This is a genomic window from Streptomyces zaomyceticus, from assembly GCF_014656215.1.
Taxonomy (GTDB): Bacteria; Actinomycetota; Actinomycetes; order Streptomycetales; family Streptomycetaceae; genus Streptomyces; species Streptomyces zaomyceticus.
The window spans coordinates 1-21,934 of sequence record NZ_BNBZ01000014.1 but is presented as its reverse complement, the minus strand read 5'-3'; the positions used below and the strand labels follow the sequence as shown (position 1 = coordinate 21,934).

Sequence of the window (21,934 nt, the reverse complement as noted above, 5' to 3'; positions counted from 1 at the left end):
GAGGAGATGGGGTCGGCTTCCTGATCACATGGCGTTCAGGCGGCCGCGCCGACGCCGGAACGCCGTCCGCCGCCGGCGCGCCGGGCGGCCGAGGCGGGGCCGCGACGGCCGCGGGAGGCCGTGCCGCGCTTGCGCTGCTCGGCGGCGGGTGCGGTGATCGTCACCGGAATGCCGGAGGGGGTCCGCGCGCCGGTGATCCGGGCGAGCTCCTCCTCGCCGGAGCGGACCTGGGTGGTCCGGGGCACGATGCCTGCGGCGGCCATGAGGCGGGTCATGTCGCGGCGCTGGTTGGCGGTGACCAGGGTGACGACGCTGCCGGACTCGCCGGCCCGCGCGGTACGGCCGCCGCGGTGGAGGTAGTCCTTGTGGTCCGTGGGCGGGTCCACGTTGACGACGAGGTCGAGGTTGTCGACGTGGATGCCGCGCGCGGCGACGTTCGTCGCCACCAGGACGTTGACGTGCCCCGTCTTGAACCGGGCGAGGGTGCGGGTGCGCTGCGGCTGCGACTTCCCGCCGTGCAGGGCGGCGGCCCGGACACCGCAGCCGAGGAGGTCCTCGGTGAGGCGGTCCACGGCGTGCTTGGTGTCCAGGAACATGATCACTCGCCCGTCGCGCGCCGCGATCTCCGTCGTGAGCCGCTGCTTGTCGGCGCCGTGCACGTGCAGGACGTGGTGCTCCATCGTGGTGACCGCGCCCTGGGAGGGGTCCACCGAGTGGACGACGGGGTCGGTGAGGTAGCGGCGGACCAGGAGGTCGACGTTGCGGTCCAGGGTCGCGGAGAACAGCATGCGCTGGCCCTCGGGGCGGACCTGGTTCAGGAGCGCGGTGACCTGGGGCATGAAGCCCATGTCGGCCATCTGGTCGGCCTCGTCCAGGACGGTGATGCCGACCTGGTTCAGCCGGCAGTCGCCGCGGTCGATGAGGTCCTTGAGGCGGCCGGGGGTGGCCACGACGACCTCGACGCCGCTCCGCAGCGCGTTCGCCTGCCGGCCGATCGGCATTCCGCCGACGACGGTGGCCAGGCGCAGCTTCACGGCGCGGGCGTACGGCGTGAGCGCGTCGGTGACCTGCTGGGCGAGTTCCCGGGTGGGGACCAGGACCAGCGCCAGCGGCTGACGGGGCTCGGCGAGCTGTCCGGCGGTGCGGGCCAGCAGGGCCAGGCCGAAGGCGAGGGTCTTGCCGGAGCCGGTCCGGCCGCGACCCAGGACGTCGCGGCCCGCCAGGGAGTTCGGCAGCGTCGCGCCCTGGATGGGGAACGGGACGGACACGCCCTGCGTGGTGAGCGCGGCCAGGAGTTCCCTGGGCATGTCGAGGTCGGCGAACGCCTCGACGGCGGGCAGCGCCGGAGTGATCGTCTTCGGCAGGGCGAACTCGCCCTGCACCGGGGCGGGCCGCCGGCCGGAACCGCCGGAGCGCTTCGGGCCTCCCGATCGGCTCGGAGCGGAGGAACCGGAACGACCGCCCCGCACCGGACCCCCGGCGGAGGAGTCGTAGGAGTGACCCCCGGTGCGGCGGGAGCGGGAAGAGCGACTGTTGGTGCGCGTGGGGTTCATTCTGAACCTTCCTCGATACGGCACGCATCGAGGAATTCCCGCAGCGAAGAAACAGTGCGGCGAATCACAGGAACGAACCGAATGAAATGGAGAAGCAGGCGGCTTGGCTCAGGACAGGGAATTGTCGGCGCAAGCGGGCGAGCGAAAGAAATGCGAGAGGGGCAGGGGCGGGTGAGCGCCCTGCGAAATGCGTGCAGCTGGGGCCCGCACCCCCGAGGGATGCGGGCCCCAGCTACGTTCTACGCGTCGGCGTCAGGCGGAAACGATGTTCTCGGCCGTCGGGCCCTTCTGGCCCTGCGCGATGTCGAAGGAGACCTTCTGGCCCTCCTGGAGCTCGCGGAAGCCCTGCGCGGCGATGTTCGAGAAGTGGGCGAACACGTCGGGGCCCCCACCATCCTGCTCGATGAAGCCGAAGCCCTTTTCGGCGTTGAACCACTTCACGGTGCCACTGGCCATGTCAATTCTCCTCTGGGCAGTACGACGGAGTCCGTACCGTACGGATTCCGTGTCGCCGCGATGATGCCCTGCCCGGAAAATGACCGGAAAATACGAAGCGCTTCTGTACGGCAGATGGCCGACGGGAGGCGCTTGAAATCTTTGGGTACCAAAACTGCAACTGGGTTCGACGGTAGCACGTCGTCGCAGTCCGCGTGCCGAAAATAATTCTCTCTGCATGGCGCCGGTAAAAACTCTGCCCGCGATGGCCGTCAAAAACTCAGACCGCGAACACAGGTATTCGTGCACTTCGCATACAGAGATCCCGCCGTCGGTCAGCCGCGCGGGCCGAGTTCCTCGGGGCCGTAGAGGGCCGCGGGCAGTCCCGTGAGCAAGGCCCAGTAGCGGTCCCCGAAGGACCAGTGCCACCACTCCGTGGGGTAGTTCACCAGCCCCGCGGCCGTCAGTACGGTGCCCAGCAGCTTCCGGTGGGCGCGGGCCTCCTCGCTGATGTCCGGGGCGTGGGTGTAGCAGCGCCCGCCGCTCTCCTCCGGGTCCGCGTTCATCCGCGTGCCCAGGTCCAGCTCGTGCCCGTCGGCATCGGCGAGGGTGAGGTCGACGGCCGCGCCGGCGCTGTGGGGCGCGATGTCGGGGGGTGACACGTACCTGCTCGCCGCCGAGTGGATCTCGGGGGAGGACCAGCCGGGGTTGGCGGCGCGCAGCTGACCGGCGTACTCCTCGAAGTACTCCCGCTGGAGGGAGGGGGGCCGGTATCCCTCGACGAACAGCAGCCGGATGCCCGCCGGCAGCATCGTCTGCGCCGTGAGCAGCCGCTCCAGCACACCGGCCCGCAGGTGGGCGAAGGCGTCCGCCGGGTCCTGCTTGCGGGTGTCGACGAGCAGCCGGCCGCCGAGGCGGACGTCCACGAGGGGTTCGCCGGACTCGGCCACCGGCACGGCGGCGACCTTCGGATCCGACATCAGCACGATCGTGTTCATGGTGCCGTCCCTCGTCCCGCCGGCGTGGCCGAGGGGCGCAAGCCGGACCACTGCTCGGTGCCGTACTCCTCGAACCGCTCGACGAAGGCCGCGCGGTTTCCGGCCCCGGACTCGCGGAGTACGAGCCGGTCGGCCGGTACAGCGGCCGTCGGACGGGCGACGGTTCCGGATTCGATCATGTTCGAGGAACCTATCGCACGGCCCGCGAGGACGATCGGCCGAGAAGCCCGGCGCCTGCTCGGCGATCTTTTCCGGCGGTCCGCAACCGGACCGCTCCGGCGCGCGTGTCGATGATCTGAGAAGCGAGCGCGGAGCGGAGCCGGCGAGCCGGCGAAGCGGGCGCGGGACGGCGAACGGACGGAAGGCGGCACGGCGTGGGTCACGACCAGGTTCTCGAAGCGTTTCGGCTGGAATGCGGAGCCCTCGGCGACGCCGTGGCCGGACTGTCCGGGGCCGAGTGGGACCTCCCGACACGCTGCGCTCCCTGGACCGTGCGCGACCTGCTCGGGCATGTGTGCGTGGTGATCGACTGGCTGCCGGCCATGCTGGACGTGCCGGAACCCGGCGAGGCGGAGATCTCCGCGGTGGAGTACTACCGCCCGGACGACCGCTTCTCCCCCGGGACCAACGCCCAGCGGATCGCCCTGGCCCAGGACCGTGCGGCGGGGCCGGCCGACGGCGCCGCGTCCGCCGAGGACTTCGCCGCGACGTGGCGGCGGGCGGACCGGTTGTGCCGGGACCAACCCGGCGGTCGGACCGTGCGGACACGCCACGGAGACGCCATGCTCCTGTCGGAGTTCGTCCTCACCCGCGTCGTGGAAGTCGCCGTCCACGGCCTCGACATGGCCGACGCACTCGGATGCGAGGCCTGGCTCACCCCGGCGGCCGGTGATGCCGTTGCGGAACTGCTCCTGGGCGCGGAGCACGCCACGGCGGTCGAGAAGCTGGAGTGGAGTCGTTCCCGCTTCCTGCGCAAGGCCACCGGCCGGGAGCCGCTGAACGAGGCGGAGACCGCGCGGGTCGAGCGGCTCGGCATCCACTGGCTCGCCCTGGGCTGATCCCCGTGCCCGCCGCGACCCCGCGCGACGAAGGGGCCTACGACAAAGCCCCAGGTCGCTGACCTGGGGCTTCGCAGAAGAGCGGATGACGGGAATCGAACCCGCGCTACAAGCTTGGGAATCATCGACGCCCGTCTCGATCAGCTGTGGTCCGATCTGTGGAAATGCTTCTCGGTACGGCATTCCTCGCCGGTCCCGAGACGCCCGTGTCGACCGATGCCGAAGCCATCGTCACGAGTGGGAGCTAGCCCGCCTCGCGTCGAGCCGCACTCGTGCCAGAGGCTGACGCTTGCGCGTCCTCGTCGAACAGGAAGGTGTCGATCTCCCCGAAGTCGGGCGCCTGGAAGGGATGTGTGGTGGGCTGCGGTGAGGCTGCGGCGGCGCAGAGGGACGCCTCTTCCGGAGCGGAGAACGGCGAGGTCAGGTCGATGAGAGGGGTCCTCTCCCTTACGGGTCCATAAACGGATCTGGTGTGCCGTGCCCGGCACGGCGGTCCTACAGCTTGCTCATCTTGGCGTACGGACTCAGGATCCGTTCCTGCGCCGAGCCGAAATCCACGACCGTCGCGATCCCGTCCTCGATGCCGACGACCCGGCCGAGGCCGTGCACGTCGTGTGTGACCTGGTCGCCTACGGCGAACCGCTTGGGGGGCAGCGCCACCGGGGCTTTGAAGGGGCTGGTGGGCAAGAAGCGCTTCGGTGCACTGGGCTTTGTCATTGCTGCCAGTATGCGCCCGCGTAGCTGAGAAGAGTCTCGCCGAGAAGCAAAAGCCCCAGGTCGCTGACCTGGGGCTTCGCAGAAGAGCGGATGACGGGAATCGAACCCGCGCTACAAGCTTGGGAATCACCGCCGCCCACCTCGATCATATGAGGTCTGACCTGCGGAAACGTGCCCTGGCGACCTCATCTCGCAGGCTCGTGGACACCGGTGTCGACCGCTGTCATCCGCTGCTGAGGGCACGGATGGGGCACGATTCTGCCCGATGCCCTGCCGATGTCGGGCGCCCGGTCAGGTCCTCCCCGGTGCCGGCGGTTTCCGCGACTAGCCTCCGCATCATGCTGCGTATCGTCGACACCCGTACCGGCCGTCTCGTGGAGATTCCCTCCGTACGACGTCATCTGCTGAGCATCTGCGTCCACCTGCCGGCCGGCGACGTCGGGTTCGGCCCGGGGGACCTGCGGGCGCTCCTGGTCGGTGACGTACTGGCGCGCACGGCGGAGGTGCACGGCCTGCAGTCCCGTACGTCCCTCACCACGCCGGACCTGCCGCCCGAGCAGGCCGAGGCGCTCGACCGCTCCTTGTCCGCCCTCGGCGTCCACCCGCCCGACACCGTCGGTGTTCACCATCCGAACGGAACGCTCTGCGCCGCTGCAGACGTTCACGTCCACGCGTACGGGACCACGACACAGGACGCGGTCGGCGGGGTCCTCATCGAGGTGAGCCCGGTTCGGGGCGCCCAGGACAGTGCCCACCTCCTGGCCCCGGGGCTCCTGGACGCCGCCGCCCCGGAGGGGACCGATCCACTGGCCGTGAGGTTGCTGATGCTCGGCCACGCCTACCGCACGCCGGTCCTGGTCACCAGTACCGCGCTCGAAGAGGCCCGGCGGACGCTGGCGGACTGGCGGCAGCTGGTGGCCGACTGGGCACAGGAGCCGTCCCGGCCGATGCCTGCCGAGGTGCTGCGACACGCCCATGACGTGCTGGCTGATGACCTCGGCGTCCCCGCCGTCCTGGACGCGCTGCGCACCGTGGCGACGCGCGCCGACGTACCGGCCGGTGCCAAGTTCGAGACGTTCGCCTTCCTCGACCGCGTCCTCGGACTGGACCTCGCGCGCGAGGTGGGCCACCAGCACCGGGCGGCGACATGACGTCGGATGCGCGGGCCTTGTGGCGGCGGTCGTCACAACGGCCCCAGCGCATTCACTCCGCCGAGGCCGCCCTTCCGGATCGCCACACGTGAGCGTGCTCGATCCGCTTCCATCATACGACTGTGGGCCGGACAGGCCGAGTGGGAGAGCGGGCCCGTGGGCGGTCCGGCTCAGCCGCGTTCTTCCTCTTCGGCCTCCATACGGCGGATTCCCTGGTGGGTCAGGGAGACCATCGCGGGGGTGTTGCCCGGTTCCCAGTCGACGGTGATCAGGTCCTCGCCGGCGAGGTAGGTGCAGGCGGCGGCCAGGTCGTCCTGCGGGATGCGGAGGTCGTTCCGCAGTTTCCGCCCCGGGACTCCGAGGAGGCGGTTGCCTTCGGAGGCTTCGTAGAGGGCGGTCAGGACCCGTTCGCGGTAGACCTGTCGCTCGCGGAGTGTCGCCATGACCGAGTCCTTTCATGCGGATGAGGAACGCCGACGCTCCTCACACCTCGTCGACGTGGGTGCCGGTCCGAGAGGACGGTCTGCTGGCGGCGAGCCAGGAGAGGGCGGCTTCCGCGGCGGATCCGGTGTCGACGGTGAGGTGGAGCCGTGTGCCGCCTTCGGGCACGGGATAACTGCGTTGTTCCGCCCCGGCGAAGGAGCATCGGATCACTTGGGCGACCGCGCGGGCGGCTTCGGGGGTGGCGGCGACGATACGGATCTCGGCGTGTCCTGCCGAGGGCAGGGTCGCGGTGTCGGTGGGGTACAAGGTGCGTGGTCCCTTCGGAGGGCGAGCGAGAGGCCGGCGGGTGGGTTGTCCCGGGTGTCGGGTGCCCCACCCGCGGCCTTCGGCCGGAGGAATGGTCCGGGCGATCAGGGCCAGGTGCCCGTCACCTTGCGGCGGGCGGCCGGCTCCGTCGGCGTGGGGTGGCTGTGGCCGGGTGGCCGGCGAATGGCCGGGAAGGGTTCGCCGAAGTGATGGGCGGCGATGCGTTCGTCGTGCTGGGCGTTGAGCCGGTGGATCAGGCGCGTGCCGAGCGCGATCAGCAGGGCGATGACGGCGATCGTGATCAGGGTTTCCATGGGGTCACCTCCGCAGGTGCCTCGGCATGGGGATCATCCGCGCACCGATGAGTGGGTGTCGCGGGGGCGCCGGGGCGGCCCCGCCGTCGGCCTCCCAGGCGTCCTCACGGCTTCGGGCGTCCCGCATGCGGCGGCCGGTCGCGGCCTCGTCGGACATCAGGGCACCGGCGGCCAGGACGCTGCCGGGGAGGGCGGCGGCGGTCATGAGCCGGGCGGCTGAGGCGGGTTCGGTCTCGGGCGGGACCACCAGGAGATCGCAGCGGCCGACGGTGTAGGAGAGCAGGATCATCTTGTCGGGATCCTGCTCGGTGAACCAGCCGATGTGCACGGTGTGCCCGGTGGCGGCGACCTTGTGCGGGACGACGGGCCAGCGGGCGGGGTTCACCGCGACGCGCGTGATGCGTCCGAAGTGCTCCTCCAGCGCGTCGACCAGAGGCGGAAGTTCGACGGCCAGGTCATGCGTACGAGGCCACCAGGCGCCGTCCAGGAGGCCGGCGAGGGTGGTCTTCGGTGTCAGTGAGAGGCGCGCCGAAAGCAGGGGTGCGACGGTGGCGGTCATGATCGCGGACCCGTCTCCGGGCCGCCCTGCAGGGCGGCCCAGTGTCTTGATCGCCGGAAACGACGTCCGCGTGGGAGCGGGTGCTCGACTTACTCCCGGTACCTTCAGCGTACTCCGCCCAACGGTCGGACGAGCCCCTCTGACCAGGTGATTTCCCGCCGGGCACGCGGTCCGGGCGATGGTCGCGGGCATGACGTCATCCGCGCCACTCGACCAGGACCAGCGTGGCGTCGTCCGAAGTGGCTTCACCCCGTGCCCGCTTGAGGGTCTGGGAGAGGTCCCGCACCACCGCGCGGACCTCTCGGTCCGCCCGCTCCAGTTGGTTCACCCAGTCGATCAGCTGGTCCTCGCCGAACTCCTCCTGCCCGCTCTCGTGTTCCTCGACCAGCCCGTCGGTGAAGCAGAGGACGCGATCCCCCGCGTCGAGCATCACTTCGCTGATCTGCGGCTGTGCTCCTCCGAAGCCCACGGGCAGGGTCGTGGGGCTGTCCAGGCGGCCTACGACATGGTGGCTGCGGATCAGAAGGGGGGCGGGGTGCCCGGCGTTGACCCACTGGAGGTGGCCGGTGTTCGTGTCCAGCCGCATCATCTGCGCGGTCACGAAGTGATCGGGTGCGAACTGCTCGGCCACGGCGCGGTCCATGAAGAGGTAGATCTCGGACAGCTCGATGCTGATCCGGCGGGCGTGCCGGTACGCGCCGATGGCCACGGTGGCCATCGTGGCCGCGTCCAGACCGTGACCCATGGCGTCGATCATGGCGAGGTGGAAGGTGTCCCCGTTCAGGGCGTAGTCGAAGCTGTCGCCCGCCACGTCGTAGGCGGGCTCCAGAACGCCGGCGACGGTGACGCGCGGCGTCACCATCGACAGGGGCGGCAGCAGCGACCACTGGATCTCGGCGGCGACGCTCATCGGTTCGCTGCGACGGGTGCGGAAGAAGAGGTCGGTGTAGCCGTTCTTGGTCTGCATCATGTCGGCGACCAGCCCGGCGATCCTGCGCAGCAGACGGCGGTCGTCGTCATCGACGGTGTCCAGCGTGACGGCCAGAACGCCCGACTGGTCGCCCCCGTCCAGCAACGGCAGCAGGACCTGTACACCGTCGGCCAGCACGAGTTCGACCGGGCGCGAGGTGAGGAAGCACCGGCCGGCCTCGGAGCCGTCGATGGCCTGCGGTTCCCCGCCCGACAGCCCTTCGCCCGGCAGGGGGACCAGTCTCTGCTGCCCGTAGTCCTGGAGCAGGATCTGAGGATCCCGTCCCCCCAGCCGCGCCACCGTGTCGGCGAGCGCCGGCCCGACCAGATGGGGTGGCAGCTCATGGGCCCGGTCCAGGAGCCCGCCCAACAGCCCCTCTCCGAAGCTCTCCGAGCGATCGGGATCGGGCGATCCGACTGTCATCCCGCTCCCTTCGCAGGGCGACGGACGGGCTGCGCAACGCCTTTGCGTCGCTGCCCGACGAGCACGGGAGCGAGGCCCGTTTCCGGCGGTCTCGCCACCAGGATGCGCCTCGACGGCAGGGCGCGCCACATGGGTGCCGTCGAAGTCGGCCCGAGCGCGCTGCCTGCTCGCGGAGCTCCTGGGTCTCTGGGGTTCAGCTGTACCGGCGCCCGGACAACGACAAAGCCCCAGGTCGTTGACCTGGGGCTTCATCAGAAGAGCGGATGACGGGAATCGAACCCGCGCTATAAGCTTGGGAATCACCGATCCTGGAGCTTCTTTAGCCACTCTGACCAGGCACAACGGATGCCATGGCGAGCCCTGTGAGCACTCTGAAGCACCCGCCGTTTACCGCTGTTCTCCGCCTTAGCTGGCACGTATCTGGCACGCTCGATGATCTTCCAGCGGTAGCCCCGTGCCCGTTGGTGCACCTCTCGTCGGGCAGGCAACGGGCACGGGTTTGGTCAGAGTTTGACCGCCAAGATCACGGTGATCAGTCCCGTCAGGGCCGTAATCACGGCCGCCGTTGCCTGGAGGAGCGAGATCTGAAGGAGCGGATTACTTGCGCGAGAGGGAAGGTCGGAGCTAACGTGACTCCCCGGATACCTGTTGCGTGCGCAACAGGTAGCGAGGTGTTTCTTGCTCTTGGGCACGAAGCCTCCATCTGTAGGACCGAAGGCGCTTGTCATCTCTTGGCGGGGATCAAGCGTCCTATCGGCATGTTCTCGTAACGAGCGATGGTACACCACGGTCTGACGCAACTTGCTTCGCCTGTCGGCCCGTTGCGACCGTAAGAGACTGCGGTGGACCTGGCTGTGCGTCACCTGGCGGGTGGACGCGCTCTTCTAGCTCCACTGGTCGCCAACTTCCGGCACCTCGCGGTGCGTTGATTCTTGCCGACTGAACCGCGGAAGCGCAAATCGCAGGTAGCTCACGCCTCGAACTGAGGAATTTAAACTCTGCGGCCCTGTGGCACTCGTGAAACCTTCGAAACGAAGGCGCCCCTGCCTTGGGTTCCACACCGGCCGCCCGCCCGACCGGCCGGGTCGGATCTTCGCAACCTTGTCACTTCCGGGACACCGAGATCCACAACGTGCCCTGGCTCCCATCCCGTCTGCCGTCGAGCTGCATGCCGCGGAGTGGGCACAGTTCCTGGTGTCCAGACGACGCGCTCCTTCGCCATGGCGATAGCGGTACCGACGCGGAGCGACCACACCGGTCGGCACCACATCGCGGCAGCAGCTGCTCCCCGCCCGCCCCTTCCCGGTGGTGCGGTCGCCTCACGCTCCCGTCATCCGTGACGGCGGGGGTACGGCGCCCCGCCCTAATCGAGCCCGGCAGTCGGTCGGCCGTGCGCACGAGGCCACCCCTCCCTCGCCGCTGGCTGTCTTTTGGTCGCCCCCTTTGGCCGCAGTCGGCGGCGCTCGTGGCTACGCGTGCCATGTGACGGTTGCCGTGCTTGGAGGCCTGCTGCGGCTGCCCATCAACCCAAGCTGTCAGGCGTGCGGACGGCGCCCGGGCTGGAGCGGGGCGTCAGACAGGAGCGCAGGCCCGGGCGACGGGCCGCGCGCGCCGCGCCGTGCGCGGCGGGTGCCTTGATGAGGTAGAGAAACCTGTAACAGCTCCCCCGTTGCTCCCCCGGCTACGCCGTGGTGAGAGCGTCGGCGATTGCCTGCATGTCCTCGGTGATCACGTCGGCCTGCGCCTCGGCGAACTGATCCGTCTTGTGGGGCTTGTTGGCGTAGCCGATGACCGTTGCGCCTGCCGCGTGGGCCGCCTGGATGTCCGTGAGCGAGTCGCCGATCAAGGTGCAGCTCGTGACGTCGATGTGCATCTGCTCGGCTGCCGTGATGAGCGGGAACGGGTTCGGTTTCATCAGGTGCGGCTGCTCGGAGGGCCGACCCACGATCTTCGTGACGTACTCCTCCAGGCCGTGAAGCTCGAGGAAGACCCGTACACACTCGGCGGAGTTGTTGCTCACCACCGCTACGCCTCGACCGGACGCACGTGCTGCTTGGAGTGCTTGGGCTGCCCCTGGCGTCGGCTGGCCAGCCACCGCGACGGCTCGTACCTCGGCGGCCGTGAGGGCCTGTTCGACCTTCTGGCCGAGTTCGGTGTCGGTCTCGTGCGCGATGCGCAGGACCTCGATGGGGTCGTCTGTCTGGGAGGCCTTCGCGCCCGCGGCTTCATCCTGAGCGGCCAGGAGGGTGGTCAGTTTCCGCGCGACCTCAGGTGCCGGCAGTCCTGCGAACACGTCGCACACGGGTCCGTCGAAGTCGAAGAGGATGACGCGTGCGTTCGCCAGGGTCTCGGTGAGGGGGTCAGCGTGCGTCAAGGTCGAAGTCCCTTCCGATGGTCTCCCAGACGCTGTCGAACCACATCCGGGCTTGCTGTACCTGCTGGGTTCCGCTTGAGGACTCGCCCTCGTTGATCGAGTGGTGGAAGAGGATCGTGTCGATCCCCATGAGGTCGTAGATCTCGATCGTCTCGCCCTGGGTGACGACCTTGTTGGGGCGGATCGGGTAGTACCCGAAGAACGCGTCTTCGTTGTTGATCACGTAAAGCTTGAAGAACTGCGTGCCGCTGTGGACGCGGACGTTGATCCGCGTCTCGGCGACGAGACCGAGGTGGCCCAGTTCTGTGATGGCATCCCGAATGCTGCGGGTGTAGCCGACCATGATGTCGTGCATGCGGTCCCGTAGCCGCTTGTCGTCTGCGCCATCCTCCATGCGCACAGGCGCGGCTTGGGGCACGGACATGTCCGGAACGAGTATCCGCATGGTGATGCTCGACGGAGTGAGCCTGCCGATCCGGATCTTGTCGAGCGGCTCCCGAAGAGCGCCGTGAAGTGTCTCGCTGGAGAATCCGGCGAAGTCGATGGTGACGTGGTCCTTGGTGAAGGCCTGCTCCACGTACGGCCGCAGCCCCGCCGGCCTTTCTGTCCGGTTGCGCACGTAGACACCGCTGCCCTTGCGGGAGACCACGAGACCCTCGTCTTCGAGGTCCCGCAGAGCGCGCTGGATCGTCGCCCGCGCGAACCCGTAAAGCTCCGTCAGTTCCTTGTGGGACGGGAGCTTCTCACCAGGAGCCAACCGCCTCGTTCGGATGGCGGCGCCGAGGCTGCTGGCCACCTGCTCGTAGGGGGCACGGTCGTCGTCTGGGTCGAGAGGTTCGGGGACAAAGGTCATGAGTCGATGGTAGGCGAGTGGCCTAGGTCAGGACAGTCATGGCAGTCATGTCGTTGACATGGCTAGCCATCTCCCCTAACTTCGAGATGTGACCAGCCAGGTTAGCCAAGTTGGTCATCTAGTCCCTTCCTGCATCTCGAAGGAGAAACCAATGCCGTCGTTCAAGGTGGACACGTCGACCGCTGTGGTGTTCGTGGCCACGGCTCCCGCGCCGAAGCTCGTGAGCAAGCAGACCGGTGAGAGGGCGGTGGACCGGGAGACCGGTGCGGGGCTGTCCACGGTGGGTCTGCTGATCTCGGACGAGGGGGAGGGCAACCTCTACCAGGTGACCGTGCCGGAGACCGGTCTCCCCGACGGGCTCGCGCCGGGCATGCCGGTGTCGGTGATCGGCCTCAAGGCGCGGGACTGGGAGAACACGTTCAACGGGCAGACCCGTCACGGCATCTCGTTCCGCGCGGTCGCCGTCACCCCGGTCGGGGTCTGACCATGACGGATCTGTCGACGTTATGGGAGGTGGGCCTCCCGCTCGCCGGAACCGCCGGTGGTCTCGGCTACGCGAAGGTCCGCGCGCCGCGCGTGTTCTGGTCGCTGGTGGGTCTGCCGGTGGCCCGGGTCCGGTTCGCGGTGACGTACCGCTCCACGATGGACGTGTGCGGGCTGACGGTTCAGCCGTCCCGTCTGCGGGCGTTCATGGTCCGCAATGTCGCCCGCCGCCCCGACATCCAGCCGGTGCCGCCGAAGGTCCGCCGGGTGAGGGGTTCCTCGACCGGCATGCGGGTCACCCTCCGCCTCCCGGCCGGTCTGGAGCCCGCCGACGTGATCGCGGCCTCCGAGCGGCTGCGGCACGCCTGGGGCGTCCACTCCGTCAACGTGGCCGAGATCAAGCCGGGTTTCGTTGAGCTGAGGATGACCGGCTACGACGTCCTGCGCCGGGTGAAGATGCCCCGCCCCATCGCCTCCGGTCCCATGACGGTTCCGGTCGCGCTGCGGGAGGACGGCACCGCGTTCGTCCGCGACTACCTGAAGGTCCCGCACGCGCTGACGCTCGGCGCGAACCAGTCGGGCAAGTCGATGTATCAGCGCAACCTGATCGCAGGGCTCGCCCGCCTCCGGGTCGCCCTGGTCGGGATCGACTGCAAGCGGGGCGTCGAACAGCAGCGATACGCGCCCCGGCTCTCCGCGCTCGCCATCACACCCGAGGAAGCGTCGGGGCTCCTGGACGCGCTCGTGGACGAGATGGAAGACCGGTTCGACCTGCTGAGCGAGCACGGCGCCGCGGATGTGTGGGAACTGCCCGACGACGTCCGCCCGGTGCCGGTCGTGCTCCTGGTCGACGAGGTCGCGGAACTGTTCCTCGTGGCGACCAAGAAGGACGAGGAACGCCGGGACCGGATGGTCACCCAGCTGATCCGCCTCGGGCAGATGGCCCGCGCCGCCGGCATCTTCCTCGAAGTCTGCGGGCAGCGCTTCGGCTCCGACCTCGGCAAGGGCGCCACCGCCCTGCGCGCCCAGCTCACCGGACGCGTGGTGCATCGGGTCAACGACAAGCAGACCGCCGAAATGGGCCTCGGCGACATCGCCCCGGACGCGGTCGTGGCTGTGACGTCGATCCCGCCCGACCTGCCCGGTCTCGCGGTTGCCGGAGACACCTCCGGCGGCTGGTCCCGCATCCGCACCCCCGAGCTGAGCACGGCCGACGCCGCCGCGATCTGCGCCGAGTCCGCCCACCTGACCCCGGACGTCCCGCGCCTCGCCCCCTTCCGGCCGGTGGCCCCCGCCGCCGGGGCTCCTGGGCCTGTCCCACTGCTGAAGCCGATTCCGGCGACCAGCTAGCTGCCACCTCTCCCTCGGTCGGCGTGACCGTCTCACGCCAGGTCCCTACCCGACCCATGCCCGAAAGGAGGTGACCACCCATGTTCCGCACCCTCCGCCTCGACGCCGTCCTCGTCCAGGCCGTCATCGCCGGTGCCCTGTCCTTCGCCCATCTGCATGACCTGGCAGCCGCGGCCGGACAGGACGGCTGGAAGGCGTGGGCCTACCCGGTCAGCGTCGACCTGCTCCTCGTCGCCGCCTGGCGCCGGATGCGCAAGAACGGGGGCAGCCGTGACGCCTGGCTCTGGTTCGCCATCGCCCTCATCGCCTCGCTCGGCGCCAACGTCGCCACCGCCGGACTCCTCGACATGAACCACGTCCCCGACTGGCTGCGCATCCTCGTCGCCGGATGGCCCGCCCTCGCCTTCCTCGGCGGCACCCTCCTCGCCCACGCACCCGCTCCGGAACAGAAACCCGCACCGGAGCCCTTGGCTGAGCCTGACCTCGAACCCGCTACGCCGGACCTGGTTGTGGAGCGTGTCCCGGAACCGGCTCCCGAACTACCGCCAGCCGAACCTGCCTCGCAGGAAAAGCCGTCGGCCCCCGAAGCCGCGCCCGAGCTCGTTCCGCTGGTGCCCGCAGTTTCGGTCCCGCCCGCGCTGCTCGACCACGCCCGGAAGATCGCGGACGCCCATCACACGCAGACCGGTGCCCCGATCGACGCGGCCACGCTCCGTGTCCGCCTCGGCATTCCGGCACCGCTGGCCGACTCCATCGCACTCCAACTCACCTGACCAGAAAGGAGGTAGACCCGTGCGACCGAACCGCTTCCACCACGTGATCCGCATCGGCCCGGTGCAGGTCGGCACCCACTGCGACGGCCGGGGCCGCACCAAGCACACCGCCGTGTGCACCGCCCCGCGCTGCGACTTCTCCGCCGACTACAACACCCGCGCCGCCGCCGAACTTGCCGCCCGCACCCACCGCTGCCAGCCCCGCTGACCTTCAAGGAGTTCCGCGTCATGGACGTCCCGCTCTGGCTCGCCCTGATCGTCGTCGGCGGTCTCGGCATCAAGCTCATCCGCCCGCCCTGGTGGCTCGTCGCCGTGATCCTCCTCGGCGGCTACCTCCTCGCCGACAGCCTCCTCGCCCCGCTCATCGACCCGATCACCAAGTAGGGAGACCCGCCATGCTCCAGCCCCGCATCCCGGTCAACCCGCTCCCGACCGGCATCGTCACCCCGCTCGCTCAGCCCGCCCCCGTGACCGACATCGAGCCGACGCCGGCCTCGGCCCTGGTGCCGGTCGCCGCGGCCCGCACCACGGTCCAGCTCACCCCCGGCAGCGCGGTCGCCCTCGCCGCGAGCGGTGGCGCCGTCGTCCTGGTCGTCGGCGCCGTCCTGGTCTCGATGCTCCTCGCGGTCGCCATCACCGGCGTCTCCGTCGCCCTGATCGCCGTCGTCCTGCGCCTGCTCGTCCGCGACATGCAGAAGGGCCGGTGAACCCCGTGGACACGCAGACGATCGCGGCCGCGGGCTTACCGGCCCTCGGGTGGGCCCTGCACGGCGGACTGCTCTGGCGCCGCCTGGCCACCGCCCGCCGCGACCCCCTGACCGGCCTCCACACCCGCGCCGGATGGACCACCCGCGCCGAACACCTCCTGGCCAAGCACGCGAACGCGCTCGTGCTCCTGGTCGACCTGGACGACTTCAAGGCCGTCAATGACACCCACGGCCACGCCGCCGGAGACACGGTCCTCGCCGCCACCGCTCGGCGTCTGAGCGGCTGGTGCGGCCGTCACGGCATTGCCGCCCGCCTCGGCGGAGACGAGTTCGCCGCCATCGTCACTGACCCCGGCCACACCGCCGGCCTCTTTGCCCTCCGCGCCGCCCTGGACCAGCCGGTCACCCATAGCGGGCGGGTCCTGCCGGTCTCGGCGTCGGTCGGCCACTGCCACCGCGACTGCCTGCCGGTCCCGACCCTCACCGACGCCCTCTCGGCCGCCGACACCTCGATGTACGCCGCCAAGGGCCACGGCAGGCGCAACACACGCTAAGCGGCCCCCGGGACGGCCTCCGTCGCCAAACTTCCGCCGCCCCGGGCGCCTGAACCCCTCCCAGATCCAACGGACCCGAAAGGGACAGCTCATGATGCCCCAGACCCCGACCCCGCGCGTCTGCCGCGACTGCGACGGCTTCGCCACCGCCACCATCACCACCGGCCTCCCCGCCGCCGACGGCACCCGGGACACCATCCCCGTCCACTGCCCCACCTGCCGGGGCCTCGGCCGCACCTTCCCCGCCGCCCTCACCCGCGCCGGGAAGTGACCGCCTTGACCGACTCCGCCATCGCGGCGGGCCTGGACCCGGCCACCCTGAGCGACCTGCTCCGGGTGGCCGGGTCTCCCGGCTTCGACCGCCTCACCGAACAACTCCGCCGCACCGGCGGCTGCACCGCCCCCATCCGCCTCACCGGCGGCACCAAAACCCTCGACCCCGCCACCCGCACCGTGCTCCACGCCTACAACACCGACGCCGAACCCGGCGGGGTCCTCCGCGTCGCCTGCGGCAACCGCCGGGCCTCCCGCTGCCCCTCCTGCGCCTGGACCTACGCCGGAGACACCTACCACCTCATCCGCGCCGGACTCGTCGGCGCACCCGACAAGGGCACCCCCGACACGATCCGCGACCACCCGCGTGTCTTTGCCACGCTGACCGCCCCGTCCTTCGGCCCCGTCCACAACCGGCCCGGCACCCGCCCATGCCGCTGCGGCACCCGCCACCTCGAGGACGCCCCGGAACTGGGCACCCCGCTCGACCCGGCTACGTACGACTACGCGGGGGCGGTGCTGTGGAACAACCACGCCTCCGAGCTGTGGCGGTACTTCACGATCTACCTCCGTCGCGAGATCGCCGCCCGCGCCGGCCTCACCCAGAAAGTCGCCCGCGAACAGTCCCGCGTCTCCTTCGGCAAAGTCGCCGAATACCAAAAGCGCGGCGCCGTCCACTTCCACGCCGTCATCCGCTTCGACGGCCCCCAGGGCCCCCACACCCCGCCCCCGGCCTGGGCCACCCTCGGCCTCCTCACCGACGCCATCCGCGCCGCCGCCGCCCGCGTCCAAGTCGTCGTCCCCGCCAACGAGGACCACGGCTACACGAACGACTGGGTCCTCCAGTGGGGCACCCAGCTCGACGTTCAGCCCATCGGCGCCTTCGGCCAGGGCGAAGACCTCACCGAACAGGCCGTCGCCGCCTACGTCGCCAAGTACGCCACCAAAGCCGCCGAAACGACCGGCTCCGTCGACCACCGCGTCGGCAACAAGGAAGCCCTGATCCTCCTCGACGTCCCCGACCACCCCCGGCGCCTGATGGAAGCCTGCATGGACCTCGACTCGGCCTACCCCGACCGACGCCTCAGGGCCTGGGCCCACATGCTCGGCTTCCGCGGCCACTTCTCCACCAAATCCCGCCGCTACTCCACCACCCTCGGCGCCTTACGCCAGGTCCGCGCCGACTACCGCGCCCACCAGCAGCGCACAGCCCTCGGTCTGCCCGACCCCGACGAACACCCGGAGTCCACCCTCCTCGTCGTCGCCCACTGGACCTACGCCGGCCACGGCGCGACACCCGGTGAGTCCTGGCTCGCCGCCAACATCCGCCGCGACATCCAGCACAACCGAGAGATCGCCCGCGAAGAACTCATGGGGGAACGAGATGAGTGATCGATACCTGTCCGTCGTCCAGGTCGCCGAACTGCTCGGCACCACCGTCCGGTTCCCGCGGCGCCTCGTCGCTGAGCGGCGCATTCGGTACGTGAAGGTCGGCACCCACGTGCGCATCCCGGAGAGCGCCGTTCAGGAGTACATCGCGGCCAACACCGTCGAGCCCGCCCAGACCCGCGCCCGCTCGCGCTTCGGGAGGGCTGCCTGATGGCCAACAGCCGTGGCCGACGACGTCGCTTTGGAGCCATCCGCAAGCTGCCCTCGGGCCGCTTCCAGGCGCGGTATCCGGGGCCTGACGGCGTCATGCGTCCGGCACCCGACACGTTCGCGACCACCAGGGACGCTGACGACTGGCTCGCCGAGAAGCAGACCGAGATCAACAAGGGCGACTGGCGTGACCCGGACGCCGGGGCCGTGAACTTCGCCGAGTACGCGCTCCAGTGGGTCGAGGAACGCGACCTGGAGGAGACCACCGAGGAGCTCTACCGGCGTCTGCTCCGGCTGCATCTTCTCCCCACCTTCGAGGCCTTGGACCTGGACGAGATCACCCCGCCGCGCGTCCGAACATGGCGGGCGGAACGACTCAAGGTGACGGGTTCGACGACCGTCGCGAAGTCCTACCGGCTGCTCAAGGCGATCCTTGAGACGGCCGCGGATGACGAGCTGATCAGGCGGAACCCGTGCCGCATCCCGGGTGCGGGCAAGGAGACCCCGGCAGAGCGGCCCACCGCCACCGTCGACCAGGTCGACGCCGTCGCCAAGGCCATGGGTCCGCGCTGGCGCCTCATGGTCTACATCGCCGCGTACGGCCCCGCCCGGCCGGAGGAACAGGCGGGCCTTCGACGCTCGGACGTCGACCTCGCCAACGTCGGCGTGTGGGTGCGTCGCGCCGAGCCCGAGCTGAACACCGGTCGCCGGGCTCCTGGTGCGACCAAGTCGGAGGCGGGCAAGCGGTTCATCGTCCTGCCGGCCTTTATGGCGGGCGACCTCAAGACCCACATGTACCTGTACGCCGAGCAGAAGCCGGACGGACTCCTCTTCGTGGGGGAGAGGGGCGCCCCCTTCCGGCGTACGACATTCGGTCGGAAATGGAAGAAGGCCCGCAAGGCCGCCGGCCTTCCTGAGGGGTTCACCTTCTACGACCTCCGGCACACCGGTCACACGCTGTCGACTCAGTCCGGGGCGACGCTCAAGGACACGATGGTGCGTGCCGGACAGTCGTCCGAGAAGGCGGCCATGATCTACCAGCACTCGAATCTTGAGCGGCAGCGCGAGGTAGCCGCGGGGATCGACGCCCGGGTGCAGACGCTGCGCTCCAAGCCTTCTGGCACGGATCTGGCACGCGACCAGTAGAAGGGTCTGGACAACACAAAAGCCCCGGGTCGCTGACCTGGGGCTTTGCTATGGAGCGGATGACGGGAATCGAACCCGCGCTATAAGCTTGGGAAGCTCATGTTCTACCATTAAACTACATCCGCACAGCGGCCGGGTGATCCGTGCCGCATCGTTGCACACTGTACCCCATGCGCCACTTGAGGCGAAGCTCACGCTTCCGTGCCTGCGGAGTGCCGCCTGGAGGGTGTCCCCTTCATCCCCTAATGTGGCTTCCCGTCCACCACATGTGTAGGGGAAGGGACTTGATGGGTTCGATGGAGCGCACCGTCGTCCGTTGTGCCGAAGGGCATGTGTTCACTACCGCGTCGTTCCCGCTTCAGCAGCTCGGGGACGGGCGGATCGGGCCCGGGCGGCTCATTCGGTGTCCGCGGTGTGCGCGGCTGCGGCATGCGGTGCCGGTGGAGATCGGGCGGCGCTGACGGGTGCCGGGGCGCGGGCCCCTGCCGATTGGGGCAGGTCCGCGCCCTCTGCGTATCGTGGGGGCGTGCTTCTCTCAGACAAGGACATCCGGGCCGAGATCGACGCCGGACGGGTACGCATCGACCCGTACGACGAATCCATGGTGCAGCCCTCGAGCATCGACGTGAGGCTTGACCGCTTCTTCCGGGTGTTCGAGAACCACCGCTACCCCCACATCGACCCCGCCGTCGAGCAGCTCGACCTGACCCGTGAGGTCGAGCCCGAGGGGGACGAGGCGTTCATCCTGCACCCCGGCGAGTTCGTGCTCGCCTCGACCTACGAGGTCATCAGCCTTCCGGACGACATCGCGTCGCGACTGGAGGGGAAGAGTTCCCTCGGGCGGCTCGGGCTCGTCACCCATTCGACCGCCGGGTTCATCGACCCCGGTTTCTCCGGGCACGTGACCCTGGAGCTGTCGAACCTCGCCACCCTGCCGATCAAGCTCTGGCCGGGGATGAAGATCGGGCAGCTGTGCATGTTCCGGCTGAGCTCGCCCGCCGAGTTCCCGTACGGGAGCGAGCGGTACGGCTCCCGGTACCAGGGCCAGCGGGGCCCGACGGCCTCCCGCTCGTTCATGAACTTCCATCGGACCCAGGTGTGAGGCGGTCGCAGGCATGAGTGAAGTACGCGAGAACCTGACGTACGAGGGCTTCGGGCGGGCCGTCCGTGAGCTGGCGCAGACCATCGCCGACGACGGCTACGAGCCCGACATCGTGCTCTCCATCGCCCGCGGCGGTGTCTTCGTCGCCGGCGGTCTGGCCTACGCCCTGGACTGCAAGAACATCCACCTCGTGAACGTGGAGTTCTACACCGGTGTGGGCACCACGCTGGAGATGCCGGTCATGCTGGCGCCCGTGCCCGACGCGATCGACTTCAGCGACAAGAAGGTGCTCATCACCGACGACGTCGCCGACACCGGCAAGACCCTCAAGCTCGTCCACGACTTCTGCGTCGACCATGTCGCCGAGGTCCGTTCGGCCGTCATCTACGAGAAGTCGCACTCCCTCGTGAAGTGCGAGTACGTGTGGAAGAAGACCGACGAGTGGATCAACTTCCCCTGGTCCGTCGAGCCGCCCGTCGTCAAGCGCGAGGGCCAGGTCCTCGACGCCTGACGGCAGGGGCGCGAAAGACGTACGAGGGGGCGACCCGCGAGATTCTCGCGGGTCGCCCCCTCGCGTCGGACGGGAGACCGCGGAGAGGTCGGTCCCAGACGTACAGGCCCCAGCCGGCGGACGGAGTGCGGCCTTGCGCGCACACGGAGGAGCCCCCCGTCGTTCCCCGACGGGGGGCTCCTCCGTGTCCGTACGCGAGCTCTACAGCGTGCCCAGCTTGATCAGGCTCAGCAGCGCCACCAGCTGGATCGCCGAGGCGCCCAGCGCCTTCGGCCAGGGCAGGTCGTGCGAGCGGCTCACCATCACCGTGAAGAGCGCTCCCGCCGCCAGCCAGGTCAGCCAGCCGACCACCTGCACGAGGCCGTTCTCGCCGCCCAGGAAGAGCGCGAAGACCAGGCGGGGCGCGTCCGTGATCGACATGATCAGCATCGACAGGCCCACCGTGGGCTGCCAGGCCCCGTCACCGCCCAGCTGGCGCGCCATCGTGTGCGTCACCGCGCCCAGGATCAGTCCGCCGACGACGAACCCGAGGGCGGTCATCAGGACGTACGGGATCGCCGTCGACAGGGTCGCGTTGATCGCCTCGTCGCGCGCCTTGTCGAAGCCGAAGATCGCGAGCAGCCCGTACAGGAAGGTGACGATCAGCGCCGGGCCCCAGACGGCGTGGTCCCGCATGCGCAGGAAGGTGTCCGCCGGGCGCAGCACGATGCCGCTCAGGAGCGGCTTCCACGGGAGTCGCGGGCCCGTCGGTACGGGGGCGGCGCCGGCGTGGTGGGTCGCGGCGTTGCCGTAGGGGTCGTCGACGCTGAACATCTGGGTGTGGCCCGGGTTGTTCGCCGTCGCCGCGTGCGGGTGCTGCGGCTGGCCGTACGGCTCGCCGAAGTACTCCGGCTCCCCGTAGGGCTGCTGTCCGTGCTGCTGCCTCTGCTGCCCGTGCTGTCCCTGCTGTCCCTGCTGTCCGTACTGCCCCTGCGGTGGTTGCTGCCACTGCTGCTGCGGGTACGGCGGCGGGGCCGCGTTGTGCCCGTACGGCGCCTGCTGCGGTTGATTGTGCGGGGGGCGGTTGTCCCGGCCGCGTCCGTTCCTGAATCCAGCCACGTCGTCGAACGTACCCGCTTCCGCTGTGCGGGCGCTCCTCGGACCTGTCCTTGCCACTGAGCTGTGACATCCCCTAGGGGGTTGAGCGGACGTGGTGTGGGCCGTGACACGCCCGGCAGGCCTCCTGAGGCGCGTGGCCGGCATGACGAAGAGGGCCGCCCCGCGATCTCGCGGGGCGGCCCT

General features: G+C 69.7%; 28 protein-coding genes and 1 tRNA gene. 15 read left to right on the top strand and 14 right to left on the bottom strand.

What is annotated here, in order from left to right; all coding sequences use genetic code 11:
* Nucleotides 1–35: 35 nt before the first annotated feature.
* From IE311_RS19295 to IE311_RS19280, 4 genes are all read right to left on the bottom strand, one after another.
* Nucleotides 36–1,553: a DEAD/DEAH box helicase gene (locus tag IE311_RS19295; RefSeq protein ID WP_189832973.1), complete on the bottom strand. Its 1,518-nt coding sequence runs from the start codon at nucleotides 1,551–1,553 to the stop codon at nucleotides 36–38.
* Between the two features lie 252 nt (nucleotides 1,554–1,805).
* Complete coding sequence (locus IE311_RS19290) at nucleotides 1,806–2,009, bottom strand: cold-shock protein (RefSeq protein ID WP_030694010.1); 204 nt, start codon at nucleotides 2,007–2,009, stop codon at nucleotides 1,806–1,808.
* Nucleotides 2,010–2,323: 314 nt separating this feature from the next.
* Entirely contained in the window at nucleotides 2,324–2,986 is a 663-nt protein-coding gene (locus IE311_RS19285; RefSeq protein ID WP_189832972.1) for a M15 family metallopeptidase, read from the bottom strand.
* A complete protein-coding gene (locus IE311_RS19280; protein ID WP_189832971.1) occupies nucleotides 2,983–3,165 on the bottom strand; it encodes a hypothetical protein in 183 nt (60 codons plus the stop codon). The genes IE311_RS19285 and IE311_RS19280 overlap by 4 nt, the downstream gene beginning before the upstream one ends.
* A 195-nt stretch (nucleotides 3,166–3,360) precedes the next feature.
* On the opposite strand from IE311_RS19280, the gene IE311_RS19275 reads away from it, so the two are divergent.
* Nucleotides 3,361–4,044, top strand: a complete 684-nt coding sequence (locus IE311_RS19275) for a maleylpyruvate isomerase family mycothiol-dependent enzyme (RefSeq protein ID WP_189832970.1) — start codon at nucleotides 3,361–3,363, stop codon at nucleotides 4,042–4,044.
* A 495-nt stretch (nucleotides 4,045–4,539) separates the two neighbouring features.
* Here the strand turns inward: IE311_RS19275 and IE311_RS19270 are convergent, their stop codons facing one another.
* Entirely contained in the window at nucleotides 4,540–4,761 is a 222-nt protein-coding gene (locus IE311_RS19270) for a hypothetical protein (RefSeq protein ID WP_189832969.1), read from the bottom strand.
* 338 nt (nucleotides 4,762–5,099) lie between these two features.
* Between IE311_RS19270 and IE311_RS19265 the strand changes: the two genes are divergently transcribed.
* On the top strand, nucleotides 5,100–5,912 hold the full coding sequence (locus IE311_RS19265) for a cysteine--tRNA ligase (RefSeq protein WP_189832968.1): 813 nt from the start codon (nucleotides 5,100–5,102) through the stop codon (nucleotides 5,910–5,912).
* Nucleotides 5,913–6,082: 170 nt separating this feature from the next.
* Here IE311_RS19265 and IE311_RS19260 read toward each other — a convergent pair whose 3' ends face one another.
* From IE311_RS19260 to IE311_RS19230, 7 genes are all read right to left on the bottom strand, one after another.
* On the bottom strand, nucleotides 6,083–6,355 hold the full coding sequence (locus tag IE311_RS19260; RefSeq protein WP_189832967.1) for a hypothetical protein: 273 nt from the start codon (nucleotides 6,353–6,355) through the stop codon (nucleotides 6,083–6,085).
* Nucleotides 6,356–6,395: 40 nt separating this feature from the next.
* Nucleotides 6,396–6,662 (bottom strand): hypothetical protein, encoded by a 267-nt coding sequence (locus IE311_RS19255; RefSeq protein ID WP_189832966.1) that lies wholly within the window; start codon nucleotides 6,660–6,662, stop codon nucleotides 6,396–6,398.
* Between the two features lie 104 nt (nucleotides 6,663–6,766).
* Nucleotides 6,767–6,976: a hypothetical protein gene (locus IE311_RS19250; protein ID WP_189832965.1), complete on the bottom strand. Its 210-nt coding sequence runs from the start codon at nucleotides 6,974–6,976 to the stop codon at nucleotides 6,767–6,769.
* 4 nt (nucleotides 6,977–6,980) lie between these two features.
* Nucleotides 6,981–7,535, bottom strand: a complete 555-nt coding sequence (locus IE311_RS19245) for a DUF5994 family protein (RefSeq protein ID WP_189832964.1) — start codon at nucleotides 7,533–7,535, stop codon at nucleotides 6,981–6,983.
* Nucleotides 7,536–7,731: 196 nt separating this feature from the next.
* The gene (locus IE311_RS19240; protein ID WP_189832963.1) at nucleotides 7,732–8,928 is read right to left on the bottom strand and encodes a PP2C family protein-serine/threonine phosphatase; all 1,197 of its coding nucleotides are present in this window, start codon (nucleotides 8,926–8,928) and stop codon (nucleotides 7,732–7,734) included.
* A 1,681-nt stretch (nucleotides 8,929–10,609) separates the two neighbouring features.
* On the bottom strand, nucleotides 10,610–11,302 hold the full coding sequence (locus IE311_RS19235; protein ID WP_189832962.1) for an HAD family hydrolase: 693 nt from the start codon (nucleotides 11,300–11,302) through the stop codon (nucleotides 10,610–10,612).
* Nucleotides 11,289–12,155, bottom strand: a complete 867-nt coding sequence (locus IE311_RS19230; RefSeq protein ID WP_189832961.1) for a GntR family transcriptional regulator — start codon at nucleotides 12,153–12,155, stop codon at nucleotides 11,289–11,291. The genes IE311_RS19235 and IE311_RS19230 overlap by 14 nt, the downstream gene beginning before the upstream one ends.
* Before the next feature lie 151 nt (nucleotides 12,156–12,306).
* On the opposite strand from IE311_RS19230, the gene IE311_RS19225 reads away from it, so the two are divergent.
* The 11 genes from IE311_RS19225 (at nucleotide 12,307) to IE311_RS19175 (ending at nucleotide 19,040) form a co-directional block, all read left to right on the top strand.
* Nucleotides 12,307–12,639, top strand: a complete 333-nt coding sequence (locus IE311_RS19225; RefSeq protein ID WP_189832960.1) for an SCO3933 family regulatory protein — start codon at nucleotides 12,307–12,309, stop codon at nucleotides 12,637–12,639.
* A 2-nt stretch (nucleotides 12,640–12,641) separates the two neighbouring features.
* Nucleotides 12,642–13,988: an FtsK/SpoIIIE domain-containing protein gene (locus IE311_RS19220; protein ID WP_189832959.1), complete on the top strand. Its 1,347-nt coding sequence runs from the start codon at nucleotides 12,642–12,644 to the stop codon at nucleotides 13,986–13,988.
* Nucleotides 13,989–14,068: 80 nt separating this feature from the next.
* Nucleotides 14,069–14,761, top strand: a complete 693-nt coding sequence (locus tag IE311_RS19215; RefSeq protein ID WP_189832958.1) for a DUF2637 domain-containing protein — start codon at nucleotides 14,069–14,071, stop codon at nucleotides 14,759–14,761.
* Between the two features lie 19 nt (nucleotides 14,762–14,780).
* Nucleotides 14,781–14,969 (top strand): mobile element transfer protein, encoded by a 189-nt coding sequence (locus IE311_RS19210; protein ID WP_189832957.1) that lies wholly within the window; start codon nucleotides 14,781–14,783, stop codon nucleotides 14,967–14,969.
* A gap of 20 nt (nucleotides 14,970–14,989) precedes the next feature.
* Nucleotides 14,990–15,145, top strand: coding sequence for a hypothetical protein (locus tag IE311_RS19205; protein ID WP_189832956.1), 156 nt, complete (start codon nucleotides 14,990–14,992; stop codon nucleotides 15,143–15,145).
* Nucleotides 15,146–15,156: 11 nt separating this feature from the next.
* Complete coding sequence (locus IE311_RS19200; RefSeq protein WP_189832955.1) at nucleotides 15,157–15,468, top strand: SpdD-like protein; 312 nt, start codon at nucleotides 15,157–15,159, stop codon at nucleotides 15,466–15,468.
* A 5-nt stretch (nucleotides 15,469–15,473) separates the two neighbouring features.
* On the top strand, nucleotides 15,474–16,022 hold the full coding sequence (locus IE311_RS19195; protein ID WP_189832954.1) for a GGDEF domain-containing protein: 549 nt from the start codon (nucleotides 15,474–15,476) through the stop codon (nucleotides 16,020–16,022).
* A gap of 91 nt (nucleotides 16,023–16,113) precedes the next feature.
* Nucleotides 16,114–16,293 (top strand): hypothetical protein, encoded by a 180-nt coding sequence (locus IE311_RS19190; protein ID WP_189833125.1) that lies wholly within the window; start codon nucleotides 16,114–16,116, stop codon nucleotides 16,291–16,293.
* A gap of 5 nt (nucleotides 16,294–16,298) precedes the next feature.
* The gene (gene repSA, locus IE311_RS19185) at nucleotides 16,299–17,687 is read left to right on the top strand and encodes a replication initiator protein RepSA (protein WP_189832953.1); all 1,389 of its coding nucleotides are present in this window, start codon (nucleotides 16,299–16,301) and stop codon (nucleotides 17,685–17,687) included.
* Nucleotides 17,680–17,895, top strand: a complete 216-nt coding sequence (locus IE311_RS19180; RefSeq protein ID WP_189832952.1) for an excisionase family DNA-binding protein — start codon at nucleotides 17,680–17,682, stop codon at nucleotides 17,893–17,895. Before repSA ends, IE311_RS19180 begins: the two co-directional genes overlap by 8 nt.
* Nucleotides 17,895–19,040, top strand: coding sequence for a tyrosine-type recombinase/integrase (locus tag IE311_RS19175; RefSeq protein WP_189832951.1), 1,146 nt, complete (start codon nucleotides 17,895–17,897; stop codon nucleotides 19,038–19,040). Before IE311_RS19180 ends, IE311_RS19175 begins: the two co-directional genes overlap by 1 nt.
* 51 nt (nucleotides 19,041–19,091) lie before the next feature.
* On the opposite strand, the gene IE311_RS19170 is transcribed toward IE311_RS19175, so the two are convergent.
* Nucleotides 19,092–19,165: transfer RNA gene (locus IE311_RS19170), tRNA-Gly, on the bottom strand.
* Between the two features lie 401 nt (nucleotides 19,166–19,566).
* Here IE311_RS19170 and dcd point away from each other — a divergent pair.
* The gene (gene dcd / locus IE311_RS19165; RefSeq protein ID WP_056653242.1) at nucleotides 19,567–20,142 is read left to right on the top strand and encodes a dCTP deaminase; all 576 of its coding nucleotides are present in this window, start codon (nucleotides 19,567–19,569) and stop codon (nucleotides 20,140–20,142) included.
* A gap of 13 nt (nucleotides 20,143–20,155) precedes the next feature.
* Nucleotides 20,156–20,653, top strand: coding sequence for a phosphoribosyltransferase (locus tag IE311_RS19160; RefSeq protein ID WP_030323619.1), 498 nt, complete (start codon nucleotides 20,156–20,158; stop codon nucleotides 20,651–20,653).
* Nucleotides 20,654–20,854: 201 nt separating this feature from the next.
* Here IE311_RS19160 and IE311_RS19155 read toward each other — a convergent pair whose 3' ends face one another.
* On the bottom strand, nucleotides 20,855–21,751 hold the full coding sequence (locus IE311_RS19155) for a Yip1 family protein (protein ID WP_189832950.1): 897 nt from the start codon (nucleotides 21,749–21,751) through the stop codon (nucleotides 20,855–20,857).
* Between the last annotated feature and the right edge of the window lie 183 nt (nucleotides 21,752–21,934).

Coding starts and splice junctions, on each gene's coding strand:
- IE311_RS19230 (WP_189832961.1), bottom strand. CDS start 12,155: ATGACCTTTGTCCCCGAACCTCTCGACCCAGACGACGACCGTGCCCCC.
- IE311_RS19295 (WP_189832973.1), bottom strand. CDS start 1,553: ATGAACCCCACGCGCACCAACAGTCGCTCTTCCCGCTCCCGCCGCACC.
- IE311_RS19220 (WP_189832959.1), top strand. CDS start 12,642: ATGACGGATCTGTCGACGTTATGGGAGGTGGGCCTCCCGCTCGCCGGA.
- IE311_RS19205 (WP_189832956.1), top strand. CDS start 14,990: ATGGACGTCCCGCTCTGGCTCGCCCTGATCGTCGTCGGCGGTCTCGGC.
- IE311_RS19280 (WP_189832971.1), bottom strand. CDS start 3,165: ATGATCGAATCCGGAACCGTCGCCCGTCCGACGGCCGCTGTACCGGCC.
- IE311_RS19285 (WP_189832972.1), bottom strand. CDS start 2,986: ATGAACACGATCGTGCTGATGTCGGATCCGAAGGTCGCCGCCGTGCCG.
- IE311_RS19190 (WP_189833125.1), top strand. CDS start 16,114: ATGATGCCCCAGACCCCGACCCCGCGCGTCTGCCGCGACTGCGACGGC.
- IE311_RS19240 (WP_189832963.1), bottom strand. CDS start 8,928: ATGACAGTCGGATCGCCCGATCCCGATCGCTCGGAGAGCTTCGGAGAG.
- IE311_RS19270 (WP_189832969.1), bottom strand. CDS start 4,761: ATGACAAAGCCCAGTGCACCGAAGCGCTTCTTGCCCACCAGCCCCTTC.
- IE311_RS19225 (WP_189832960.1), top strand. CDS start 12,307: ATGCCGTCGTTCAAGGTGGACACGTCGACCGCTGTGGTGTTCGTGGCC.
- IE311_RS19250 (WP_189832965.1), bottom strand. CDS start 6,976: ATGGAAACCCTGATCACGATCGCCGTCATCGCCCTGCTGATCGCGCTC.
- IE311_RS19200 (WP_189832955.1), top strand. CDS start 15,157: ATGCTCCAGCCCCGCATCCCGGTCAACCCGCTCCCGACCGGCATCGTC.
- IE311_RS19260 (WP_189832967.1), bottom strand. CDS start 6,355: ATGGCGACACTCCGCGAGCGACAGGTCTACCGCGAACGGGTCCTGACC.
- IE311_RS19265 (WP_189832968.1), top strand. CDS start 5,100: ATGCTGCGTATCGTCGACACCCGTACCGGCCGTCTCGTGGAGATTCCC.
- IE311_RS19180 (WP_189832952.1), top strand. CDS start 17,680: ATGAGTGATCGATACCTGTCCGTCGTCCAGGTCGCCGAACTGCTCGGC.
- IE311_RS19290 (WP_030694010.1), bottom strand. CDS start 2,009: ATGGCCAGTGGCACCGTGAAGTGGTTCAACGCCGAAAAGGGCTTCGGC.
- IE311_RS19245 (WP_189832964.1), bottom strand. CDS start 7,535: ATGACCGCCACCGTCGCACCCCTGCTTTCGGCGCGCCTCTCACTGACA.
- IE311_RS19175 (WP_189832951.1), top strand. CDS start 17,895: ATGGCCAACAGCCGTGGCCGACGACGTCGCTTTGGAGCCATCCGCAAG.
- IE311_RS19160 (WP_030323619.1), top strand. CDS start 20,156: ATGAGTGAAGTACGCGAGAACCTGACGTACGAGGGCTTCGGGCGGGCC.
- IE311_RS19215 (WP_189832958.1), top strand. CDS start 14,069: ATGTTCCGCACCCTCCGCCTCGACGCCGTCCTCGTCCAGGCCGTCATC.